Here is a 22,767-nt window from a genome sequence, read left to right as displayed (position 1 = left end):
ACCGAAAATCAAAGTAAAAACGGGTTATGGAATTGGACAACTTTACTCCCTCTGATTTTCTGGAAGCGGCAAAATATTTTTACAAGACGGGCGACTCTGATAGAGCCGAATACCTGTTCAAACTCACACTGGAAGAAGAGGATCACCACGAGGCATATTTCTTTTTAGGTCTTATGGAGAATCAAAAGGGAAACCACGAGAGAGGGCTTCTTCATTTTTACAAATCCGTAGAGGTCAATCAGAACTACGGAAATCCCTGTAATGAAATCGGCATTATACTCTTAAGAGCCGGAAAGGAAACCGAAGCCGTGTATTGGTTGAAAAAATCTCTCCGATGCGACTTAAACGATGCCCCGCATATTTCCCTCTATAACCTGGCAACTCTCTATAAAATCTGGAATCGCCCCGAACGTTCCTTGCAGTATTTACATAGAGCGATACAAATCAAACCCGACTTTGAAGAAGCGAGAAAACTCAAAGAAGAATTGGGATCCACGATATAATCTTTTTTTGGGCGTGCCTCTGCTACGCAGAGTCGCGCTCTACGCTCCAATCTGCAAAGCGCCATCGAAACGTTTTTTAAAAAACTAAGAAGGTCACTTTCAAAATGGCGCATTGCAGTATTTCCGCTACGATCGCTCACGCATTCGAAGACGGAATTTGAGTTTTCAAAAACTCGAGAACCGGTTTTACGCCGCGAAATATCGATTCAACTCTGAGGAAAAGACCAAACTTCTAAAGAAAAAATTTTCAGGAAAGGGTTCTCGAGTTTCTTTGTAACCAAACGCAAAGCTGGTCCAAAAGCGCATAAATTAAAAGGAATGCGGTTAAGGAACATAGGCTCCAATTACGCGAAGTTCGCCTAAACGCGTGTTTCCGTGAAAAATTGATTGTAGGAGTTCCAACATTCTCGATATCATCACAACCCCGATTTCACAGTTCGCTTCAATTACGCGAAATTCGCCTAAACGCGAAATTTCCGAGATAAATGATTGTTGGAGTTCCGACAATTTTTATATCGCCAACCCCGATTTCACAGTTCGCTCCAATTACGTGAAGTTCGCCTAAACGCAGAGTTTCCGTGAAAATCATCTGTCGTAGTTCCGACGAAAGGGCTGGAAGAATCTGATTTAAACTCCAATCACCAATCGGATTACGCGAAGTTCGTATAAAAAGTTCACAGGGAGAAATGGAAGGAGGATTTCATTTCTCATCTTAATTTTTAAGAGATAGGAGACCTGAATTCAATTGGAACGGGCACCTTAGGTGATTCTCCGGAGTCAGGAATGGGAATTCTTTTGCCATGAAAATGGATTTCGATTCCATTCTTCGTTTCTTCCAGGAAAACGCTGAGATCGGAAAGACAATTTCGATCCGGTCTGAATTTTAATTTGTGATTCTCCGCCGTTCTTGCGAAGAGGAAACCTTTCGTGTCTAAGGCAAAGAAGAGGTTTTCAAGCGAAAAGGAAACATCCGATTCCGAAAGAAAGACTAACGTGTGATCGGATTCTTTACAGGAAGTGAGATGAATCGGATAGCCGTCTAATTCCAAATAACCGTTCTCGGAAAGTTCTCCAAAACGATTGTCTATAAAAATTCCGAATTCGTCTTCGCGAAGATTTTTGCGAAAGTAGTTAAGAACTTCTTTTTGAACGATTCGATTCCCGTTAAAGATCCAACGATCTTCGGAATCAACATAGATCTCGCTATTAAATCGACGCGGAGAGTTTTGGCTTTTTTCACTCATAAATGAGTTTACCTCCTGTCTTCCTTATATCGATAAGCCACCCCTTCGATTACTCCCATTTCGTTATTCATGTAACCGATCGCAACGGTGTTTCCGTCTCCGTTTCCGGATTGAAGAAGAGTGGGGGGGACGTTCACGATCCCCTTTCCTGTAAAGATAACGCCGTCCATATGATTCTCGAAGAGTTCTTTTTTGAGATTGGAAATAAGATAATCGGGAACCTTTCCGTTGACAAAAGTTCGGATGAGAATTTTCCCGTAAGTTCGATATGGTTTTGGAGGAGAAGAATTTCGGATTTCGATTTCTTCCCAAGAGGACTTATGAGAAAAACCGAATTCTTCTCTAAGAACGGTTTCCGGGATAAATTCTACGGACTCGCAAGAAAAAAGAGTGGAAAGTAGAATCAGTACCGGAAGAATCTTCGCAATCCGTAAAAAGAAGCGAAATCGGGACAATTTTTCCGTTTCCGGATGCATGCTTCCATTCAGAAAAAATGGAAATAAGGCGCAAGTGTTTTAATCTTGTTTCTCGATTGTCGAGAAGTGAGTTGTTCAAAATAAATTAAATGTTATGATAAAATGGGATAAGGGTAACTAGTTCGGATCTCGATAATCGAGTCGTACCATCCCTAAAACTTCAAATGGAAGATACAGAGTTAGAGAAAAGGTCAAGAGAGAACGTACTAAAGATTGGATACTGTTCTCTGGACGAGATAGAAGAAAAAGTAAAAGCGTTCCGAGTGATGAATCAGAACGCAGCGAAAAAGAGATATCTTATAACAAGAGAACCGATTTTGGATTCAAATGGAAAAGCCCTTTTTGCAAAAGCAGCTGAAATTGACATTTCCGCTGCAAAACTTCTGAGGAGACAATTCAAAGGGAATCAGATGTTTAAGACGTTTCAGCCGGACGAAGGAATTGTAATCATCTCCGATATGACTTCCGCAGAAGGGGTCTCGTTTACGATGGATATCGTAACTCAGATTATGAACCTTGGAGGAGGAGCCTACGAAGGATTTATCGATCGTGTGGATAGTTTTGGAGAATTTATCAATCTTTTGAAAAAATCCCTTTTTCCAAAACTCATCATCGTCGGTTATATACCTCAGAGCCAAGTCCAGGCCGAACTTTTGAACTTTGTCCGAGTCAAGAGGGTCGACAATTATCTTCGCGCAATCGAACTCTCTCACAGTCTTTTTAAACCACAGCCTTACTTTCCCAAGATCAAACAAATTGAAATTTCTCAGAATGATCCTAAAAGTTGGGGACGTTTTGTCGTGGAGATTATCCGAGAATACACACGTCCGTATCTTTTGGAAGATATCTAAAAAGTAATTTTCAATTTCTAACAGAAGAAACAAAGAACTTCGAATCATTAAAAAGGGAGAGTTTATCCTTTTTTAATAAACCCGGTTTTAATTTGTCGAAAATTATAATTTCATATTTTGAAAAGCGGGAAACTCGGTTAATGTTTGGGGTTACTTATGATGCGAAATTTTGGTCTGTCCTGCGTTTTGTTCGAAATTGGTTTTTTTTTCAGACGTTCGATTTCTGTGTAACTTTTTTTTCTAAGAGATCCTTGAACTCATTTTAAGTCTGTCGCGAAAGGATGAAAACAACTTCGAAAATTTACATATCAAGCAAGATTGATTGATATTTTGGATTTGAAGCTTCGATAAGAGGAGAATTCAAAAATTTTAATATTCTAATTTTAGATATCAACTCCATACTTCGCCAAAGAAATAAAATTTTTAAAATAAAGAGAATCGTTTTTGACGTTATTTGGAATTAGGAAGTAGAATTTTAGCTTCCAAATAAGCTAAGCTAAGGACATAGAGCGCTTCGAATCCGAGATGAAAAAGACCAAAAATAGAAGAATTGCTTTGTAGAAATACAATTTGAGTAAAACAATGACCTGCCCAAAGACTGTTCGCAATAATTAAGAAAATCACGATTTCTTTAGCGACACTATTTTCCGATAGTAAGCGGAGACTTATAAATCCGGAATAAAGCCCGTAGATAATATTAACGGCACCGATGAAAAAAATTAGACTAAGATCCCAATGATACCATTCGAAAAGAAAGGAAGAGAATGTTAACGTGAAAATTCCTGCAAGTAGCGCAGAAATTGAATCCGTAAGTGCGATCATTTTCTGTGTTTTCATAATACTCAATTCAACTTCTATTCTTATTTCGTTTGTTCAATCGTTTTTTCAGGAAGAAAGAGGATCTCATTCTAACCTTTCTATTTATGATTTCTTGATTCGAGTAGAATTCGAGCGCTGATAGTTTAATCGTTTTTGATTTGAATTTTTATGGAAAAACTAACGAGTTTTTCTTTTTTTTTTCGAGTTATTTATAGATCACGGAAATAACTTTCAATCTTAGAATTCAGATCCAAGAAAAACGATGCCCACATACGAAGCTTATGCGAAGTTCGTATAAACGCGGAATTTCAAAGAGGATGATCGTCGTAGTTCCGACGAACAAAACCTGGCCTCCTATCTTATGATTGAAGTTTTCCGAAGTTCGCCTAAACGCAACGTTTTAAAGATAATGATTCGTAGGAGCTCCGACAAATAAACTTGCAAAAATGTTTAGACGTGCGACTTATACGAAGTTCGTATAAACACGAAAAGTTCGCAAAATTTAATCTACCTTGAACTTATAATCCGACTTGGAGTTTCTACTTCTCAAATTCATATTCGACTTATACGAAGTTCGCCTAAATGCAGCGTTTTAAAGATAATGGTTCATAGGAGTTCCGACAAAAAGGTTGGACCAGGTTTATCTTCCAACCAGCGGCGCGACTTATGCGAAGTTCGCCTAAACGCGGAATTTCAAAGAAGATGATCGTTGTTGTAGTTCCAACATTCTGATATCAGCAAACCCTCGATTATACAATTCGTTTCATTTATGCGAAGTTTGTATAAACGCGGCGTTTTAAAGATAATAGTCCGTCGTAGTTCCGACAAAAAGATTGGAGGACCAGGTTTATCTTCCAACCAACGGCGCGACTTATGCGAAGTTCGCATAAACACGGAATTTCAAAGAGGATCGTTGTTGTAGTTCCAACATTCTGATATCCGCAAGCCCTCGATAATACAATTCGTTTCATTTATGCGAAGTTCGTCTAAACGCAACACGTAACTTACAAAGTTCTTTTCGTCGTAGTTCCGACAAAAAGGTTGGACCGGATTTTCTTCCAACCAACGGCGCGACTTATGCGAAGTTCGCCTAAACGCAGCGTTTTAAAGATAATAGTCCGTCGTAGTTCCGACAAAAAGGTTGGACCAGGTTTATCTTCCAACCAGCGGCGCGACTTATGCGAAGTTCGCCTAAACGCGGAATTTCAAAGAAGATGATCGTTGTTGTAGTTCCAACATTCTGATATCCGCAAGCCCTCGATAATACAATTCGTTTCATTTATGCGAAGTTCGCCTAAACGCAGCGTTTTAAAGATAATAGTCCGTCGTAGTTCCGACAAAAAGATTGGATGACCAGGTTTATCTTCCAACCAACGGCGCGACTTATACGAAGTTCGCCTAAACGCAGCGCACAGCCGGCAAAGTGTCCTCTTTTTAAGTTCGAACCTTGAATCTTTCTCGAGCTTTCTTATTCACTTCTTGCCCATTGAATCAAGTTTTAGTAAATTCAAAAATTTTTATCATCGGTTTAATCTTCTGCAGGCTGGGCTGATTGTTTCCGGATTTGAACATTCCAAATCCGCCATCTTTTTGTTCCTAAAAGATGGCGGTTTTCGGTCTTAAAGGATTCGAGAAAAAATCGAAACACCTCTTTTTGGGGGAGGTTTTTAAATTCGAGAATTCAAAAGGAAAACAACTCAAACCCGGTAGAATTCCAGATTCTCCCGCAAAGGGTCCGGAAGGGAGCCTAACGCGTTGAGATATTTTTTATATCGGTTTTCTAATTCGACATATTTGCGATTTCGAATGTTGATAAAACGGTTATGGATCTCTCCGAAGGCAGGAGTTTTGGCAACTTTCTCCCGGATCGGTCTGCTAAAAGGAATGTGACGATAAAAAATACTTCTTACGACCTTGTTGAGTCTCTGAACACCGTCGGATTCATATTTGATCCAGAGTTGATAATCGTTTGCAAAGATATCCCTATCGTTTCGAAAACGTTTGAAGTCTCCCGCAAGTTTCTCTTTGATTTCGATGGAAAGGTCTTTATTCTTCTTAAAGAATTGAATGTAATCCGTATAATCCGCGGTGATCGAGGGATTACCGACGTTGTTCCATTCCGCACCGAGAATGGATTTTGTAAGTTCCCAACGAAAGGCCGCGAGAGCGTCCGAGATCATCGTTTTCAGATCGCCTTGCGAAAAGATAGGAACCACGATTCTTCCAGGACTTTCTTTGGAACCGGCCCCTCTATGAACCGAAAGATCCTGCCACATCATAACCTTGGTTCCGATAGAAGGAACTAAGACAAAATCGGGAATCACACATTTCTGAATAAATTCTTTTGTGATTCCCAACTCGTTGTTATTGTAGATGACTTCCCTATGAAAAACCGAGTAATCGATCGCCATCAAATCATGAACCACGTCGGTAAGAATTTTTTTAGAAACGTAGGATTTATCGATCGCCATCTGACTGTGAAATTTGGTAAGAATCGGGAAATGAGTCGCAGGACTTCCCGAAGTGAGTCTAACGTTTGCCTCGTAAAGGGAAGCGAACTCGAACTTCAATCTTGTATCCGGGTTGTCGAGTTCGGGAGGAATGTCCGATTCTTTTTTGATATTGATGGTTCTGTTTTCCATCTTCACTTTTTCGAAAAAGTTTTGTCCCATCTCGTCCAAGGAAGTCGGAATTTCTCTCTTATAAACTCTCTCCAGCCATTCGGTTCCGATGGAAATGGGAATGTCCGAAGTAAAGTTCATCGTGTCCTTATGAGTGTACATAAAGGCGATCTGAGAATCGTCCACCATCGTCTCATCGAAAAAGCCGTATTTTAGCATGAGATCGACCGCTTTGGGGACGTTCCGATTCGAATTCATGTATTTCATAAAACAGGCCTGATACATGTCCCAATAGTGTCTTCCTAAAGTTCTCCGAACCTTTCGAATGTCTCCTTCAGGATCGAGAGGATTTTTCAAACTTTTTACTTTCACCATAAGAGCGGAGAATTCTTTTATTCTCTCCGCGTCCAAACCTGAAAATTGGATGATAACGGAAGCGGAGTTGTCGAGTTCTTTGCGGATCGCTTCCACGTCCACTCCGGCGGTAATCGCGGAAGAAGTAGGGGCGGCCGTTTTGGGAGCGGTCTCTTCCATCTTCTTTGCGAGTGTGCCCGCTTTGGATAAGAACGCGGCCGCGTTAGGCGAAATACCTGTCACCGGAACTCCAAAAAGCGCTTGATGACCATTCTTATACTTTTCAATTTTTGCAGCGACTGCCCCTAAAACCGGAATTACGAATTCTGCGGGAGCGGTTCCATAACCCGAAGACGTAATATCCAAGATGAGATAGAATTTTTCTACGAGACTGCTTTCACCCACGAAGAAGAGTTGAAAGGCCTCGTCCAAATCCGTAAGACAGGTTTTGAGAATCCCGGAAATCTGCTCTAAGACGTTTGCGAGTTTTACACAAACGTATGTAAGCATCGAAGGATCTGCGGTAAAAAGTGCGTTCAGAATTTTAGGATCTTGAAGGACGAGTTTTCGGATAAAATTAAATTCCCCGTCTTGAAAATCGATCTCTTCGGGGTAGAGTCTTGTGAGTTGGGATTCGTGTTCTTCTTCTAAGAATTGAGGACTCGGCCTATCGGGAAGAAGACCGCCATTGTCAAAAAATAATTTCAGATTCTCCCTGCAAAGTCGCATCACCGGATCCACGACGTCTGCGGAAACTTCGGGAATCGGAGAACCCGGTTTGATATCGGGAAAAACACTCGGATTGAATTGATAATAGAGAATGGAAAGGTTATCGTTTACCTTTTCGATTTCCGAAGTGATCTTTCGGATCTGGTTTGCTTTTTTAAAAAGTTCAGTGACTTCTCTTAGGAGGGTCCTTGCGACCATCATTCCTAATGAAACTCTCGAACCGATGCTCTTTCCGATCGTTTGGGAATTCATCGCGTAAGTGGAGATCACGCAGGCTTCTTCGGCTTGGAGATGGAAGGGATATCTCCCGCTCGTAAAAAGAGCGACGGAACCCGGAGTGAGATTGGCGCCGTTGAGTCTGAAAAGTTCTAGTTTTCTTCCACCCGGGATTTCGGTTAAATAACGAACCGTTCCACTGTGAAGCACGTTTAGTGTATTTGCGGGAGAACCCTCCGGAAAAAGGAGAGTTCCTGCGGGAGCCTGGGCTTGTTGTTGTGGAACTGAAGGATCAAATGCCATAGTTAGATTATCGAAGGTTAAATGAAAAAGAAACTATTCCTAATCCATACGGAAAACACTTTTTTTCGGGACTTGAGAAAAAACCAGTTTTCAACGCGAAGAATCGAGTTGGATTCTTGGAAAACTTGACTCCTTATGCCACTTGAAAACCATAAAGAACGATGAATAAAATCGAAAAACTTCTTCGTGTTTCCAGAATCGGAATGATCACAAATCAGAGCGCTTTCGGACTCGATGGAGAATATCATTTTCGGACCATTCAAAAACGTTATGATCTTAAAAAAATCTTTTTACCGGAACACGGACTTTTCGCGGAGCTTCAGGATCAGGTTTCGGGTTCTCACCTGAGATACGATTTGGAGGGTGTGGAATTTATCAATCTTTATGGAGATCATGAATCCAGTCTCGTTCCGGATTCCGTATCCCTGGAAGGATTGGATCTTGTGATCGTAGATATCCGAGACACGGGCGCCCGTTATTACACTTTCCTAACTACGGCTTATTATTTTTTGGAAGAGATCAGTAAGTGGAACAACGCCGGGAAAGAAAAAATTTCCGTTTTGGTCTTGGATTCTCCAAATCCGGCGGGAAGAAGAATCGAAGGAACACCTCTACAGGAAGAATACGAATCCTTCGTGGGAGTAAGGAGCGTCTTACACAGACACGGACTTTCTCCCGGAGAATTGCTCACTTATTATAAGGAAGAATTTTCCCTCAACTTAAGGATACAAGTCGTCCGGGACGGTTGGTATTCAAAGAAGGATTCCGAATTCTTATGGATTCCGCCTTCTCCAAACATTCCTTTTATCTCCACTTGTTATGTTTATTCAGGGCAATGTCTTTTGGAAGGAACCAATCTCTCCGAAGGGAGGGGGACTACGCGTCCTTTTGAAACTTTCGGCGCTCCTTATATCCGAGAAGGGAACGAAAGGATAAGAAAGGAACTGGAGAATTTTCAAAAGGAAAGTTTTGTTCTCCGGCCTTTGAAGTTCATTCCTACGTTTCACAAACACAAGGATGAAATCTGCGGAGGTTATCAGATTCTTTTAAAAAAGCCGGAGAAGTTTCATAGTTTGTTTTTTTCCCTAAAACTCGTTCGATTGTTGAGAGAAGAATATCCGAAGGAATTTTCCTATCGAGACGGCGCTTACGAATTCCGTTCCGATAAACCTGCGATTGAATTGTTGGTAGGAGATCGTTTTCTTTTGGATTATCTGAACGGAGAACATTCGGATTTTATTGTATTCGAATATCTGAAAGAAGAAGAGAGGGTTTGGAAGAAAAAGTGCAAAGGCATTTTGGAAACAAAATTCTAACTAAGAATTTAGTTTATTTTCAGCAAAAAATTATACTTCGATTCGGCAACGGGTTGTTTCTCTTTTTTTTAGGTTTTTGCGTTTGAGTTTTTGTGAGTTTATGCGAAGTTCGCCTAAACACGAGCGACGTATTCGTTTTTCACACGTCCATTGCAGTTATCCGAAATTCGCCTAAACGCGAGCGATGTATTCGTTTTTCACAGGTCCATTGCGCTTAGCTGAAGTTCGCCTAAACACGGGTGATGTATTCGTTTTTCACAGGTCCATTGCGCTTAGCTGAAGTTCGCCTAAACACGGGTGATGTATTCGTTTTTCGCAGGTCCATTGCGCTTAGCTGAAGTTCGCCTAAACGCGGGCGATGTATTCGTTTTTCACAGGTCCATTGCGCTTAGCTGAAGTTCGCCTAAACACGGGCGATGTATTCGTTTTTCACAAACTGTCCTTCGCTGCTTTGTCGGAACTCCGACCACCGGAGATGCTGCGCGCGCTTATCCGAAGTTCGCCTAAACGCGGAGTTAGGTCTGTTCACTTAGGCATTTCTTGTCTAACGTAGGAACTCCAACGAGAATTAGTAAAAGGAGCATAGATTTTGACCTTTAAAAGGGATTATGCGAAGTTCGTATAAACGCGAGGAACGAGATACACCGTCGTAGGAACTCCGACGAGAGTCAGGGCAAGGACCCATTTGTATCTGTAAAAATGAACGAACTTGTGAAACTATGCGAAGTTCGCCTAAACGCGAGGAACGAGATACACCGTCGTAGGAACTCCGACGAGAGTCAGGGCAAGGACCCTATTTGTATCTGTAAAAAATGAGCGAACTTGTGAAACTATGCGAAGTTCGTATAAACGCAGTGCAATTGGATCTTTACCATTCCATTCTTTCCAAAGACGAAATCCATCGTTCAATCCTTTCTAAACGAGTAAATAGGGAGCTCGACAATCGACCATTCTTCGACTCGGGGATTCTAAGCTTTGAATTTGACCGGCTTCTTCCAAAACGGCATTCTAACGAAACGTTTCTCGGACCCGTATTTTTTTTGTCTCCGGATCATTGATCCTCCGTCCGTTCTAAATTTTTGAAAAATGCGCTGAAAAAGCCTGCGTTTTGGATTTTATTCCCTTTTTTTAGGCGGATATTTCCGATAAAAAAACTTTTAAACCTGGCACAAACTTCCGGTCAATTTCGTTTCCTAAGCGGGATATTAGGAGATAAATATGAATGCACATCTACAAAAAACCGTGCGAACTTTGGTTTCGTTGACAGTCTTGTTTTCGCTTCTCCATTGTGGAGGAGAAAAAAAGGAAGATACTTCCGCTTCCTTCTTGTTATTGAATACAATTGGTTCTTCCGATACGAGCGGATCCGTGGGTGCGGAAGAATTTTTGGCCACGTCGGATTCAGAAAATCCAAACGAAAATCTGGCGAAGTCGGGAGGGAATCAAGATCTTCCGGATTTACTCATACGTTCGCAGCTTTTTTCTTCTTGGAAAGACGATCACAATCAACATAAAACACGTTGTATGACTTCCTTGACTCTTTGGATAAGGAATATAGGAAAAGGGCCCTTTCGTATGGACGCTTCTCAAGGTTCTTTCGCGGTAACAAAAGCGAATCTCAAATCGAATCCGGGACAAAATCCTACCGATAGAAAAAAACTGAAGGATCTACTTCCTGGAGAATCACTATCGATCGAATTCAATACCGAATATTACATTCCGGACATTGATGACCCGCGCTCAGAATTGAAGATCAAAGCGGAACTCATCGGACTTGGAGATGAATCAAATCCGAATAACAATGTCGTTTCGGTTTCTTCAAACGGTTGTGGAATTCAAAAAGAATCGGATTTACCCGATCTCACATTGAGTTTTGACGTGAACGATAGGGTAGCCCCTGGTGAAGAAATCAGTTCTAAAGTAATCACGAAGGTAGCAAACTTCGGAACCGGTTTTGCGCACGGAAGTAATACAACTCATGAAGGCTATATGGTGGACTATATAATTTCGAAAGACCAAATTGTTCCCGAAGGTTATGCCATCTATTCGTCGACTTTTAAGGAAGACGCTTTGCTACGAGGGGGAAGAATCAGCAATACTCAGGACCGTCCGGGAAATAGTTATTCACGGTTACCGCAAGAAACAATGTATCTTCCATTGGATACGCCTCTTGGGGAGTATTATTTATGCGCAAGAATCGATCCAGGCAAAAAGGTGCATGAGCTCGATGAAACGAACAATACATACTGCAGAAAGATAAAAGTTATTTCGGATGAGCTGCCGGACCTTACTATCACGAACGCCTCTATCGCTCTCAGCGGTGAATGTCGTCCTCAAACTCCCATTCTCTTGGTAACGGCCGATATAAAGAATATAGGAAAGGTTGCAAGTGAAGAGAGGTTGGATGTGGGAATGATATCCGCCATCGATACGAATGTTCGTGTGGTAAATTGGGGAAACGGCACCGGCATTCCATCCATTCTCCCAGGTCAGACGATCACGGTTACTTTTCCTATCTATTATTTGATAGGGAATCCTTCTTATATGGGAGGAAGACATTCTTTTTCTATAGAAGTCAACAGCCGTCATTGGATCGATGATTGGAACCCTAATAATAACCGTTACAGGGAATATCCCGAAGTTACGATTCCCGCCGGTCTTTGCACCCAATAGCTGAAAGAGGTTGGAGAATTTTCCAATGCAAGATTCCGTTCGTGATTTTCTCGAACGGAATCTTTGATTTTAGAATCACAAAAAAACAATCCGGTATTTTAGAATTTAGTTCTGAATCTACGTTTGATTTACAAAAAGGTTTGTCTGTTATTCTGTCGAATACCCGAAGTCTTCACCATGGATCCATCTTTGATTCACGAGATCGATAACGACGGGTTGTTATCTGAAGTTCGCCTAAACGCGAGCGACGTATTCGATTTTCACAGCCCGTCCTTCGCTGCTTCGTCGGAACTCCGACAGCCGGAGACGCTGTACGTGCTTATCCGAAGTTTGCCTAAACGCGAGCGGGGTGTTGATTTTTCACAGCCCCGTTCTTTGCTGTTACGTCGGAACTCCGACCGCCGGAGATGTTGCGTGCGGTTATCCGAAGTTCGCCTAAACGCGAGCGGGGTATTCGATTTTCACAGCCTGTCCATTGTGCTTATCCGAAGTTCGCCTAAACGCAAGCGATGTATTCGTTTTTCACAGGTCCATTGCGCTTTATCCGAAGTTCGCCTAAACGCGGGCGGGGTATTCGTTTTTCACAGGTCCATTGTGCTTATCCGAAGTTCGCCTAAACGCAAGCGATGTATTCGTTTTTCACAGGTCCATTGCGCTTTATCTGAAGTTCGCCTAAACACCAGCGATGTATTCGATTTCACACGTCCATTGCAGTTATCTGAAGTTCGCCTAAACGCAAGCGATGTATTCGATTTCACACGTCCATTGCAGTTATCTGAAGTTCGCCTAAACATCAGCGATGTATTCGTTTTTCACAGGTCCATTGGAGTTATCCGAAGTTCGCCTAAACGCGGGCGGGACGAGTTCGTAGCAGTTCCAACAAAACTACCTTAAAAAAGTTTGAATCAAAAGGGGATTGCCTAGGACTCGAATCATCCCGCTGAAAGTGTTTTCGAAACTCGAGGCGGAGAACGGTTCAAAGGTTTTGAATCGTAAGAATTTTTTCTTCCTCAATTCCTGAAATCCGAATCTCCAATTTTAAACCGTTCTTAACGGAGGTCCTCCGGAAAATTCTTTCCAAAAAGCTACCTTCGGGTTGAATCTTGCAATCTGGGGGAAGGGAAACAAATTCCTTTTCGTCAAATTGGAATCTTGCGAATTCGATCTTACCCGGATCTAAATTTCTTTCCATTACTTCCCAATCCGCTTCCAGGCACTTTAAACCTTCTTTGTTACTTAAGAAAATTCTAAACTTTCTATTTTTTTCCGGAAAACGAAGTTCTTTGGAATCGCCTTCATTCTTCATAAATAGGAAAAAAGTAGGAACTCCCTCTTTTCCTTCCCGGCTCGATTTTGCATAAACGAGGGCCGGACCGATTTTTAATTTTGAAGAGGAGGATTGAACCGCAAAAGCGCCGGGAGTCATCGTTCTTACAACCATCCCGATGACCAAAACGATCAAAACAAGATTGAGGACAAAGATCAACTTAACTCTTGAGAATTTACCCGAGCTGGATCGTTTGCGACTTTCTTCTAAGAATTTTCTAAATTCTTCAGGAGAACGAGAATGATAACCGCCGCCCATTTTAATTTCCTCCCTTTTGTAAACGTTTCCGAATCCCCGAAGCCGTCGGAAAGTTTTTGGATCTTCTCGCGGCGTTCGTCAATAATGAAAAGGAAAGTTGAGTAGCGTTCGGAATCGCAAAACCTCTCGAAAGAAAAAACGCCAAGATTCCCGCTAAAAGATCTCCCGTTCCCATCACGGCCAATTTCGGTTCCGTTTTTTCCCAAAAAAATAAATTTCCATTAGGGTCTATTAGGAAAGATGAATGTCTTTTCCAGAGGATATAAACTCGAAAGGATCTCGTATAATCTTTTAGTAGTGAAATTCCATCCGAGACGTTTTTAATTTTCGAGTTTAGAAGCATTTCCAATTCACCCGTATGCGGGGTTATCAAAACCTTCTCATGGAGAATTTTATCTTTGTATACGCCGATGGCCCCGGCGTCTAATACGCAAAATTTGTCTTTTGGCAGATCCAAAACCGGACATTCTTCCGGTTTTAAGCCGGGACCGAATAAAAAAACGGAAGCCTTTTGGACAAAGGGTCTGGAAAGAATTTGGGAAGAATCCCCGATCTCATCCACCATCAAAGAAGGATCTTTTTTTAAAACGGAACGAACCGTTTTTGCGGAAGGACTCAGGAGCAAAGAAATTCCACCGCCTAACTCGTGAAATGCGAGAACCGAAGACAATGCTGCCCCCGTCAGTCCTTGAGAACCCCCGATCAAAAGCAAAGAACCGTTTTTGTATTTGTGGGAATCTTCCTCTCTTTTTAACGACTTTTTCAAAGAAGAATCCGGAATTCTTTTCCAAAGAGTTTTTTTAATCTTAGAATCCGGATCGGAATCTCTTTTCTGCGAGATCGGAAATCCGATTCTATGGAATGTTTTTCTGATTTCGTTTGGTAAAAAACGATTTCTCCATTTTTTCATTCCAATTTCGGCTAACGCATCGACTTCGAAAGGTAGAGCGGATTCTTCCGAAAAACCGGAAACTACGTCGATGCTCAGGATAAAAGTTCTCTTCGGGCTTCTTTTTTTTTGTCTTTGGATTATTTCAAAAAGAGAAGCGTAGGGTTCCCGGATCGGAGGTTGAAAACCCGTTCCCAAAAGCGCGTCGATGATGCAGATGTTCTCGCCTTCGAACAAAAGCGGGTCGGATTCTAAATTTAGAATTTTCCCTCCGGATCGCAAAAACAGATTTTTATAATATTCCGATTCTTCGGAAAGAGTTCCTTCTTTTAAAAAAACTTTGGATTCTTTTTCTTCCTGGATCAGAAAAAAGGCGAGGGCGAGCCCGTCACCACCGTTGTTTCCGTTTCCGCAAAGAATATAGACGGAATCCGCCCAAAGGATCTTTTTTCGATATTGTTGATAGATAGAAAGGGCCGCAAAGCCCATGAGATGAGAGCCCGAAATTCCGAATTCTACGATCGTTTTCCGATCCAGATCCCTGCTTTCTTGATCGTCAAACAGAGGTTCTGAATATTCGGAAAACCTTATTTCCATTTATGAATTTCCAGATACCCGGATTTGATTCTTGCGGAATAGATCTCGTCGTTCAGATCCATCCAGGTTTCTCTCCAAAGACCTCTCGGAGGAAGATAGTTGAGTCGGATATTGTTTACGTGATTTCCTTCGTCGTCGTGAACTTGAAGACGAATTGAACTTTCCTCTTCGGTTTCGGTTTCCCAGAGAAAGAAGTTGTTATCCTTTAAGATCCAATACAAAGACTCGGAAGGATCCTGGATTTCTTTGATCGGAGTCGCTGACTTTGTTTCGAAGTCGTATTTAAAGATCTTTCTGGATTTAAAACGGGAATTCTTCTTATCAAAAATGCTAAACGAAGCGACCGCGTATTTTCCTTCCAGATGCGGAAGAATCGTCTCTAAACGCACCTGAGTCGAATCAGAATCCGAGACGACGTCCGAAAAATTGGAAGCCCCGATCGATCGTAACAAAGCGCCTTTTTCGTATACTGAAAGTTTCATTTCACCGTTCGACTTGTGAAACACAAAAAGGAGATCGTCTTCTCCGGTTTCCATTCTTTCGATATAGCCGAAAGGAGTGTTTCCGTTCGTTCCTTCGACATAGATCGTATTTAATAATTTTCCAGCGTCTGAAAAGTGAAGAATGGCGGAAGGGGTTGCCTCTCTGTATTCCGTATCAAACGAGCCGCTCTTCTTTAAAAAAATGTCTTCGGTCGCGGGATCCACTTTGGGTTGTTCTTCTTTTCCGGTTCTGGATTGAAGATAAATGTCTTCGTCACCGTTCACCGCAACAAGTCCGATCTTTCCTATCTTTGCCGGGATCAACTTGTATTTATCTCCGACTTTCTCCTTCAAAGTTCCTAATATGAATTTTAATTCCCCGTCCGTTGCGAAAACTTTTAACAAGGATTGTTCGAAGTCGGGGACGTAGATCTTGCCTCCAACAACGGGCAACGTCTGCGGAAGATTGGTCGGAACTCCGTTCAAAATTTTTGCCTGAACGTCCGCGAGAGTATTGCCTAACTTGATTCTTCCATAAAGATAAGAATTGTAATTGTCCACTTTGAATCGGGTGCAACTTGCAATTGCAACGAGGATCAAAACGATTCCAAAAGAAAGAATCGAAATTCTTCTCTTATGGGAGCGGATGCGGGAGATTGGATTGAGATTTCTCATGAAAACCTGGTTGGATCTGGGAATGTAACGATACCATTCCAATGGATCGATTGGAAAACAAGCAATAATCCAAGGAATTCAATCGCTCGCGGAATCCGTGGCTTTTTTTACTTTACACTGTAGCCAAATTTGAATAGTTTGATTAGGATATCAGGAAAAATTCAATCATTTGTGAGTTTTCTCTCTATAAGGCCGGGGTTTGACAGTAAGCAAGGAAGAAATCGGGACGATTCTGGATGGAGCCTTGCATTTGCCTGTCAAGCTGTACTCATTAAAGGTCAACCAAAGGCCTAACCACTCGCTGATCGAGGTTGTCTTGGACAATCTTGAACATCCGTATGGTTCAGTCAGCCTTCTGGAATGTGAGCAAGTTTCCAGAAAACTGAAAGAAGAGTTAGAACGGATCTCACCGGATCTAGACTATACTCTTAAAGTTTCCTCCGCTGGGGCAGAAAGGAAACTTGACCTTCCGGGGGACCTGGATCGATTCCGGGGAATACCGGTTCGTCTGGTTTTTCTATCCGGAGAATCAGAGAATCCTCAGGAAGGAATTTTCCGGATAATAGATCGAGTTGAGGACCAGGTTCTTTTGGAAAAATTCCAGAAGGGTAAAAAATCTGCCGGAAAAAAGCAGACGACCCTGAACCTCAAGGATATACTGAAAGGGAATCTCTACGTAAGTATTTGATATGGCAGTTAAGAAGACACAATCGGAAGGAAATCTGTTGGAAGCAATCCAGCAATTTTGTGCGGACAAGTCCCTAGATAGGGAAGCCGTTATGGGAGTCATACGTGATTCTCTTATAACCGCCTATAAGAAAAAGTCCGGACTGGAAGGATTGGAAGAATCCGAAGAATCGGACGCCCCTTCTCCTGTCACAGTAGAGTTTGCATCCGGCAAAGACAGCGTCGTTATAGCAATAGCAAAAAAAGTGGTGGAAGGAAGCACGACTTCCCCGCTCGAAATCGGTTTAGAAGAAGCGAAAGTGATCGATCCATCCGCAGAAGTCGGATCAGTCGTTTCCTTTCGTGAAAAACCGGTGGAACTTTCTCGAATCATCTCCAGCCAAGCAAAACAGATGGTTTTCCAGAGACTCAAAGATATGGAGAAGGAACTTCTCTATAACGAGTATAAGGCGAAGGAAGGAGAACTCACTCACGGATATTTTCAGCGATGGAAAAAAGACGCGATGAGTATCGACCTCGGGAAAGTCGAAGGAATCATGCCTCGCAGGGAACAAAATCCCGGTGAAAAGTATCACAGCGGGGACAGACTCAAAGCAATCATTCAAAGAGTGGAACTTCGTCCGAGAGAACCGATTCCTGTGATCACTCTTTCCAGAGCTTCTGCGGATTTTGTTCGAAAACTTTTCGAAATGGAAATCCCCGAAATTTACGACGGACTTGTTGAGATCATCAACGTTGCAAGACAACCATCCATCCGAACGAAAGTTGTGGTGCGCGCGACTCGCGGAGATATCGATCCGGTCGGCGCTTGCGTCGGTATGAAAGGGGTTCGTATCCAGTCCATCGTAAGAGAACTTGGGAACGAAAGAATCGACATCGTGGAAGCCTCCGACGATCCATCCGAATTTATCGCGAATGCAATTTCTCCCGCAAAACCTGTGGAAGTCAAAGTGGACGGTTCCGGAAGAGAGGCGATGGTGGTCGTTCCTGACGATCAACTTTCTCTCGCGATCGGAATCAACGGATCCAACGTGAAGCTCGCTTCTCAGTTGGCCGGTTATAAAATCGATATCAAAACCGTAGCGCAGTACAACGCCGAGTTGGCTTCTCCGGAAGCGAGAGAAAGGTTGGAAAGACTTTTCTATTCTCCTTCGGAAGAATCCAAGGCTCAGGCTGAACAAGAAGAAGAGGATGAAGGCCTGACTCCTCTCGAAGATCTTCCCGGTCTCTCAGCCCGTATCGTGGGAATTTTGAAGAGCGAAGGAATCAAAGATCTGGAAACCCTGATCGAATACAGTCAAGACGATCTGGCAAAACTGCAAGGAATCGGACATACAACCGCCGGACAGATTCTCAAACTTTTAAGAGAATCCGTAGAATGGGTGGAAGATAACTGAGAAAACCCGAATGGGTTTTTCTCAGAGCCGGAGCTTTTAAGTGACTCCGGAAAGCCAGGGTATCAATTATGGAAGATAAAAATAAGACGATCAAGGAAACGCTCCAGGGCGCGGCGGATGCGGGAAAACGCAAGAAGCTGATCATTAAGAAGAAAGGGGATGAAGCACCTTCGTCTCCTTCTGCCTCTGCATCTCCTAAAAAAGAAACGACGGCGGAATCTTCTGCTCCGTCCAAACCGGTGACGCCGCTTCCTCCAAGAGGAGATTCCGGTCAGTCGCCGATCGTTCGTCAGGCGCCTTCTTCTCAACGAGAAGTCAAAAGCGAAGAACCTCCGAGAAGGCAGGATTCCGGATCTCACGGATCTCCGCAAAGACCTCCTCGCGATTCTCAAGGACAAGGAGGAGATTCTTCCTATCCTCCGTCTCCATCTCCTTTTCAAAAAGAAGATTCCAGCATTATCGTATCTAGACCGATCGCAAGACCGGCTCCGCGTCCGAATACGGGCGGCGGTTATCAGGGCAACCGTGGCCCGGGTCAAGGCGGTGGCTACCAAGGTGGTGGCGGTTATCAAGGAAGTCGTCCCCCAGGTCAGGGTGGCGGCTATCAAGGAAACCGCGGACCAGGCCAAGGCGGCGGAACGGGTTATCAAGGAAGTCGTCCCCCAGGTCAGGGTGGCGGCTATCAAGGAAACCGCGGACCAGGCCAAGGCGGCGGTGGCGGTTATCAAGGAAATCGTGGACCGGGACAGGCTCCCGGACCGGGAAATCGTTTTGGCGGCAGTGGTCCGGGAAATCGTTCCGGCGGGCCGGGCGGGCGCCCTATGCCGATTACTTCCGCAGAAGTGGAACTCTCTCAAGCAAGAGGGGCCGCCGGTGCGAGCAAGAAAAAAGGACACGACAAAGAAAAATCCTCTTCCGATAAGAGAGACTTTTCCGGCGCGGAGAATACGAAATTCTTCAAACAAAGATTCAAAAAATCGAAAGTTGTGGGAGTTTCCGGAATCTCCGTTCCAAAAGAAATTACTATATTAGAAAATGTTCAAGTAGGCGAACTCGCCAAAAAGATGAACCTGAAACCGGGAGACGTCATCGGAAAACTCATGAAAATGGGAATGATGGTGACGATCAACAATATCATCGACGCGGAAACAGCGGGCCTTTTGGCGGATGAATACGGTTGTAAGGTAAAAGTGGTTTCCCTTTACGAAGAAACCATCATCGAAGAAGAAAAAGACAGTCCTGAAGATTATATCAATCGTCCTCCGGTCGTTACCATCATGGGTCACGTTGACCATGGTAAAACCAAATTGTTGGATACGATTCGAACCAGTTCGGTGATCGACACCGAATCCGGCGGAATCACTCAGCATATCGGTGCGTATCAGGTAAGAACCGCAAGAGGACTGATCACATTCTTAGATACCCCTGGTCACGAAGCCTTTACTTCGATGAGAGCGCGGGGAGCTAAGATTACGGATATCGTTGTCTTAGTGGTCGCGGCGGATGACGGGGTGATGCCTCAGACTCTCGAGGCGATCAGTCACGCAAAGGCGGCGGAAGTTCCTATCATTGTTGCGATCAACAAGATCGATCTTCCTACTGCAAATCCGGATAAGATCATGCAAGAATTGGCCAACCACGGACTCCAAACGGAAGAATGGGGTGGTCAGACCATGTATGTAAAAATTTCCGCGAAGGAAAATATCGGTATCGATAAACTTTTAGAGATGATTCTTCTCCAAGCGGAAGTGATGGATCTCAAATCGAATCCAAAACGGAAAGCCAAAGGAACGATCATCGAAGCCAAACTCGATCCAGGTCGCGGTTCGGTTGCGACGGTTCTGATTCAGAACGGAACGTTGCGCGTGGGAGATCCGTTTGTCGCGGGAATTTTCTCAGGCCGTGTGCGGGCAATGTACAACGATCTCGGTCAATCGATCGAGGAAGCGGGACCTGCGTTCCCGGCTCAGGTGACCGGCATCGACGGAGTGCCTGATGCAGGAGCTCCTTTTGATGCGATGGCGGATGAAAAAGAAGCCAGAAATATTTCCCAGCATAGAATCGAATTCGAAAGAATCGGAAACGCCGGCGCTGCAGCCGGATCCGCTTCGAAAGTCACTCTTGAGAATATGAACGAGTTCATCAAACAAGGCGCTTTGAAAGAACTCAAGGTCATCATCAAGGCGGACGTTCGCGGTTCTGCGGAAGCGATCAAAGAATCGTTGGAAAAACTTTCCACACCGGAAGTGAAGTTGAACGTAATCCAATCCGGCGCCGGTGCGATCGTGGATATGGACGTGATGCTTGCCTCCGCTTCGAATGCTCTGATCATCGGTTTTCACGTTCGTGCAAATCCGAAGACCATTGCTCTTGCGGAAAAAGAACAGGTTCAGATCAAATATTACAACATCATCTATCAAGTTGTGGATGAAATTAAACTCGCGATGGAAGGACTTCTTGAACCCGAGAAGATCGAAGAAATTATCGGAACCGCGGAGATCAGAGAAATTTTCAAAGTCTCCAAGGTTGGGAATATCGCGGGTTGTATGGTTACATCCGGAAAAATCGCAAAATCCGCCAATGTGCGCGTGATCAGCGACGGTGTGATCAAATTCGACGGGAAACTCAAATCTCTCAAACGGGTCAAAGACGACGTCAACGACGTTGTTTCCGGATTCGAGTGTGGGATTCAAGTGGATGGGTTTAACGATTTCAAATCCGGAGATATTATCGAAGCGTATAACGTTACCGTCATCAAGCGTAAGCTTGAGTAACCGGGGTAACGGACTGTGAATCCGATCCGAAGAAAAAAAATCGAAGCGGAAGCGGTTCGCACCGTCGCGATGATGATCCTTTCCGGAAAGATCAAGGATCCGAGAGTTCATATGATTTCAGTTCACAGAGCGGAAATCTCCGAAGACGGAAAGAATATGCGGATTTTTGTAACCGCGATCTGCACCCCGAAAAAGCAGATCAAGGTTCTGGCGGGACTCAATAGCGCCGCCGGAGTGTTTCAGACGACGTTATCGGGAAAGTTAAGTTTAAGAATCGCGCCAAGAATTCAGTTCCTCTGGGATGAGGAATACATTCAGAGTTTGGATGAATCACTCAGACTTACCAGAAAGCCAACCCAGCCGGACTGAGTCCGGATTCTTACTCATTCACAAACCCGAGGGAATGACTTCTTCGGATCTTGTGGTGGTAGCCCGTAAAAAACTCAGTTTAAAAAAAGTCGGTCACACGGGAACACTCGATCGAGCGGCGAGCGGACTCATGATTCTTCCTATAGGAAGTTGTACGAGTTTTTCCAGCGTATTCTTAGAAAAAGAAAAATCCTACGAAGCCTGGGTAAAACCGGGAGAATCCACCGACTCCGGTGATAAAGAAGGGGAAATCTTAGAATCCCTTCCCAAGGAGCAAACCGCCGCCTGGTTCCAAGAAAATCAAAATCTCCTGAAGGAACTTTTTCTCGAGGTTCCTACCTGGGAAACCCAAGAGGCCCCCGACGTTTCGGCTCTCAAGGTGAATGGACGGAGAAGATCCGACCTTTTTCGAGAAGGTGTGGCGCTGGTCCCGGCGGTCCGAAAAATTCGGATCTATCAGTATGAGCTTGGGAATTTTAGCGCGGAATCGATTCAGTTTAAGATCCGAGTTTCCGCGGGAACTTATATCCGAAAAATCGTGATGGATATCTCTGATCGAGCGGGGTTTCCGCTTCGTCTGGAAAGACTGGTTCGCACGAGTATCGGAAAGATCCATCTGAACCAAGCGGATTCTTATGAGAATCTTTTGGAAGGAAAGGTCAAAATTCATCCTCCGGAAGCCATCTTAGAATTCCCAACCCTCGAGATTCCCGGAACTGAAGTTCGAAACGTCCTCAATGGAAGAAAGACAAAGTTGGAATGGATTCCTCCGACCGAATTTTTGCTCGTTTCCCCCGAAGGGGAGATTCTTGCCTGGTGTAAAAAAGAAGAACATGGAATTCACGAGTTGGATTATAAATATTTAAGAGTCTTCCCTAAAAATTAGCTTTAAAGGGGGGCCTATGACTTGAAAAATGGTAAAAAGGTATATTCACGATATGATAGCTACTGAACAGAAAAAAACAATTATCAGTAATTTTGCCCGTAAAGCGGGAGACACTGGGTCCACAGAAGTGCAAGTCGCACTGATTGACGCGAGAATCAAAGAACTCAACGAACATTTTAAATCTCATAAAAAGGATTTTCATTCTAAAACAGGTCTTTTAAGACTTGTGAGCAAAAGAAAGAAACTTCTGGATTATCTCAAAAGAACCGAATTAGACCGTTATAAAAAGCTGATCGAAACTCTCGGACTTCGTAAGTAAGC

At 43.5% G+C, this 22,767-nt stretch carries 16 protein-coding genes; 10 read left to right on the top strand and 6 right to left on the bottom strand.

The genetic code is table 11. From position 1 onward, the window contains the following. Nucleotides 1-26: 26 nt before the first annotated feature. On the top strand, nucleotides 27-503 hold the full coding sequence (locus JWG44_RS08195; protein WP_205274474.1) for a tetratricopeptide repeat protein: 477 nt from the start codon (nucleotides 27-29) through the stop codon (nucleotides 501-503). Between the two features lie 719 nt (nucleotides 504-1,222). On the opposite strand, the gene JWG44_RS08190 is transcribed toward JWG44_RS08195, so the two are convergent. Together JWG44_RS08190 and JWG44_RS08185 are read right to left on the bottom strand one after the other, a co-directional pair. Continuing rightward, on the bottom strand, nucleotides 1,223-1,747 hold the full coding sequence (locus tag JWG44_RS08190) for a hypothetical protein (RefSeq protein ID WP_205274473.1): 525 nt from the start codon (nucleotides 1,745-1,747) through the stop codon (nucleotides 1,223-1,225). An 8-nt stretch (nucleotides 1,748-1,755) separates the two neighbouring features. After that, entirely contained in the window at nucleotides 1,756-2,223 is a 468-nt protein-coding gene (locus tag JWG44_RS08185; protein ID WP_205274472.1) for a hypothetical protein, read from the bottom strand. Nucleotides 2,224-2,387: 164 nt separating this feature from the next. Here JWG44_RS08185 and JWG44_RS08180 point away from each other — a divergent pair, with 164 nt between their 5' ends. Continuing rightward, the gene (locus tag JWG44_RS08180; protein ID WP_205274471.1) at nucleotides 2,388-3,074 is read left to right on the top strand and encodes a hypothetical protein; all 687 of its coding nucleotides are present in this window, start codon (nucleotides 2,388-2,390) and stop codon (nucleotides 3,072-3,074) included. Nucleotides 3,075-5,590: 2,516 nt separating this feature from the next. Here the strand turns inward: JWG44_RS08180 and JWG44_RS08175 are convergent. Continuing rightward, entirely contained in the window at nucleotides 5,591-8,116 is a 2,526-nt protein-coding gene (locus JWG44_RS08175; protein ID WP_205274470.1) for a cyclic nucleotide-binding domain-containing protein, read from the bottom strand. A gap of 161 nt (nucleotides 8,117-8,277) precedes the next feature. Here JWG44_RS08175 and JWG44_RS08170 point away from each other — a divergent pair, with 161 nt between their 5' ends. Next, nucleotides 8,278-9,432 (top strand): DUF1343 domain-containing protein, encoded by a 1,155-nt coding sequence (locus JWG44_RS08170; RefSeq protein WP_205274469.1) that lies wholly within the window; start codon nucleotides 8,278-8,280, stop codon nucleotides 9,430-9,432. Nucleotides 9,433-10,650: 1,218 nt separating this feature from the next. Further along, nucleotides 10,651-12,105 (top strand): CARDB domain protein, encoded by a 1,455-nt coding sequence (locus JWG44_RS08165; protein WP_205274468.1) that lies wholly within the window; start codon nucleotides 10,651-10,653, stop codon nucleotides 12,103-12,105. Nucleotides 12,106-13,081: 976 nt separating this feature from the next. Here JWG44_RS08165 and JWG44_RS08160 read toward each other — a convergent pair. From JWG44_RS08160 to JWG44_RS08150, 3 genes are read right to left on the bottom strand one after another with little or no spacing between them, the layout of a single operon-like run. Beyond that, nucleotides 13,082-13,690: a hypothetical protein gene (locus JWG44_RS08160; protein ID WP_205274467.1), complete on the bottom strand. Its 609-nt coding sequence runs from the start codon at nucleotides 13,688-13,690 to the stop codon at nucleotides 13,082-13,084. Nucleotide 13,691: 1 nt separating this feature from the next. Then, entirely contained in the window at nucleotides 13,692-15,176 is a 1,485-nt protein-coding gene (locus JWG44_RS08155) for an NAD(P)H-hydrate epimerase (protein WP_205274466.1), read from the bottom strand. Then, complete coding sequence (locus tag JWG44_RS08150; RefSeq protein ID WP_205274465.1) at nucleotides 15,167-16,333, bottom strand: LIC_12708 family protein; 1,167 nt, start codon at nucleotides 16,331-16,333, stop codon at nucleotides 15,167-15,169. Before JWG44_RS08150 ends, JWG44_RS08155 begins: the two co-directional genes overlap by 10 nt. Nucleotides 16,334-16,532: 199 nt before the next feature. Here JWG44_RS08150 and rimP point away from each other — a divergent pair, with 199 nt between their 5' ends. The 6 genes from rimP (at nucleotide 16,533) to rpsO (ending at nucleotide 22,765) form a co-directional block, all read left to right on the top strand. After that, nucleotides 16,533-17,021, top strand: coding sequence for a ribosome maturation factor RimP (gene rimP / locus JWG44_RS08145; RefSeq protein WP_205274464.1), 489 nt, complete (start codon nucleotides 16,533-16,535; stop codon nucleotides 17,019-17,021). 1 nt (nucleotide 17,022) lies between these two features. Further along, nucleotides 17,023-18,417, top strand: a complete 1,395-nt coding sequence (nusA, locus tag JWG44_RS08140) for a transcription termination factor NusA (protein ID WP_205274463.1) — start codon at nucleotides 17,023-17,025, stop codon at nucleotides 18,415-18,417. 68 nt (nucleotides 18,418-18,485) lie between these two features. Further along, nucleotides 18,486-21,191, top strand: a complete 2,706-nt coding sequence (gene infB, locus JWG44_RS08135; RefSeq protein ID WP_205274462.1) for a translation initiation factor IF-2 — start codon at nucleotides 18,486-18,488, stop codon at nucleotides 21,189-21,191. A gap of 15 nt (nucleotides 21,192-21,206) precedes the next feature. After that, nucleotides 21,207-21,560 carry a 30S ribosome-binding factor RbfA gene (rbfA, locus tag JWG44_RS08130; RefSeq protein ID WP_205274461.1) on the top strand — a complete coding sequence of 118 codons (354 nt, stop codon included), beginning with the start codon at nucleotides 21,207-21,209 and terminating at the stop codon, nucleotides 21,558-21,560. Further along, nucleotides 21,517-22,446, top strand: coding sequence for a tRNA pseudouridine(55) synthase TruB (truB, locus tag JWG44_RS08125; protein WP_205274460.1), 930 nt, complete (start codon nucleotides 21,517-21,519; stop codon nucleotides 22,444-22,446). Before rbfA ends, truB begins: the two co-directional genes overlap by 44 nt. A gap of 52 nt (nucleotides 22,447-22,498) precedes the next feature. After that, nucleotides 22,499-22,765 carry a 30S ribosomal protein S15 gene (gene rpsO / locus JWG44_RS08120; protein ID WP_069609165.1) on the top strand — a complete coding sequence of 89 codons (267 nt, stop codon included), beginning with the start codon at nucleotides 22,499-22,501 and terminating at the stop codon, nucleotides 22,763-22,765. Nucleotides 22,766-22,767: the final 2 nt, after the last annotated feature.

This window comes from Leptospira ainazelensis, from assembly GCF_016918785.1.
Lineage (GTDB): Bacteria > Spirochaetota > Leptospiria > Leptospirales > Leptospiraceae > Leptospira > Leptospira ainazelensis.
This window is presented reverse-complemented; position numbering and strand designations above follow the sequence as displayed.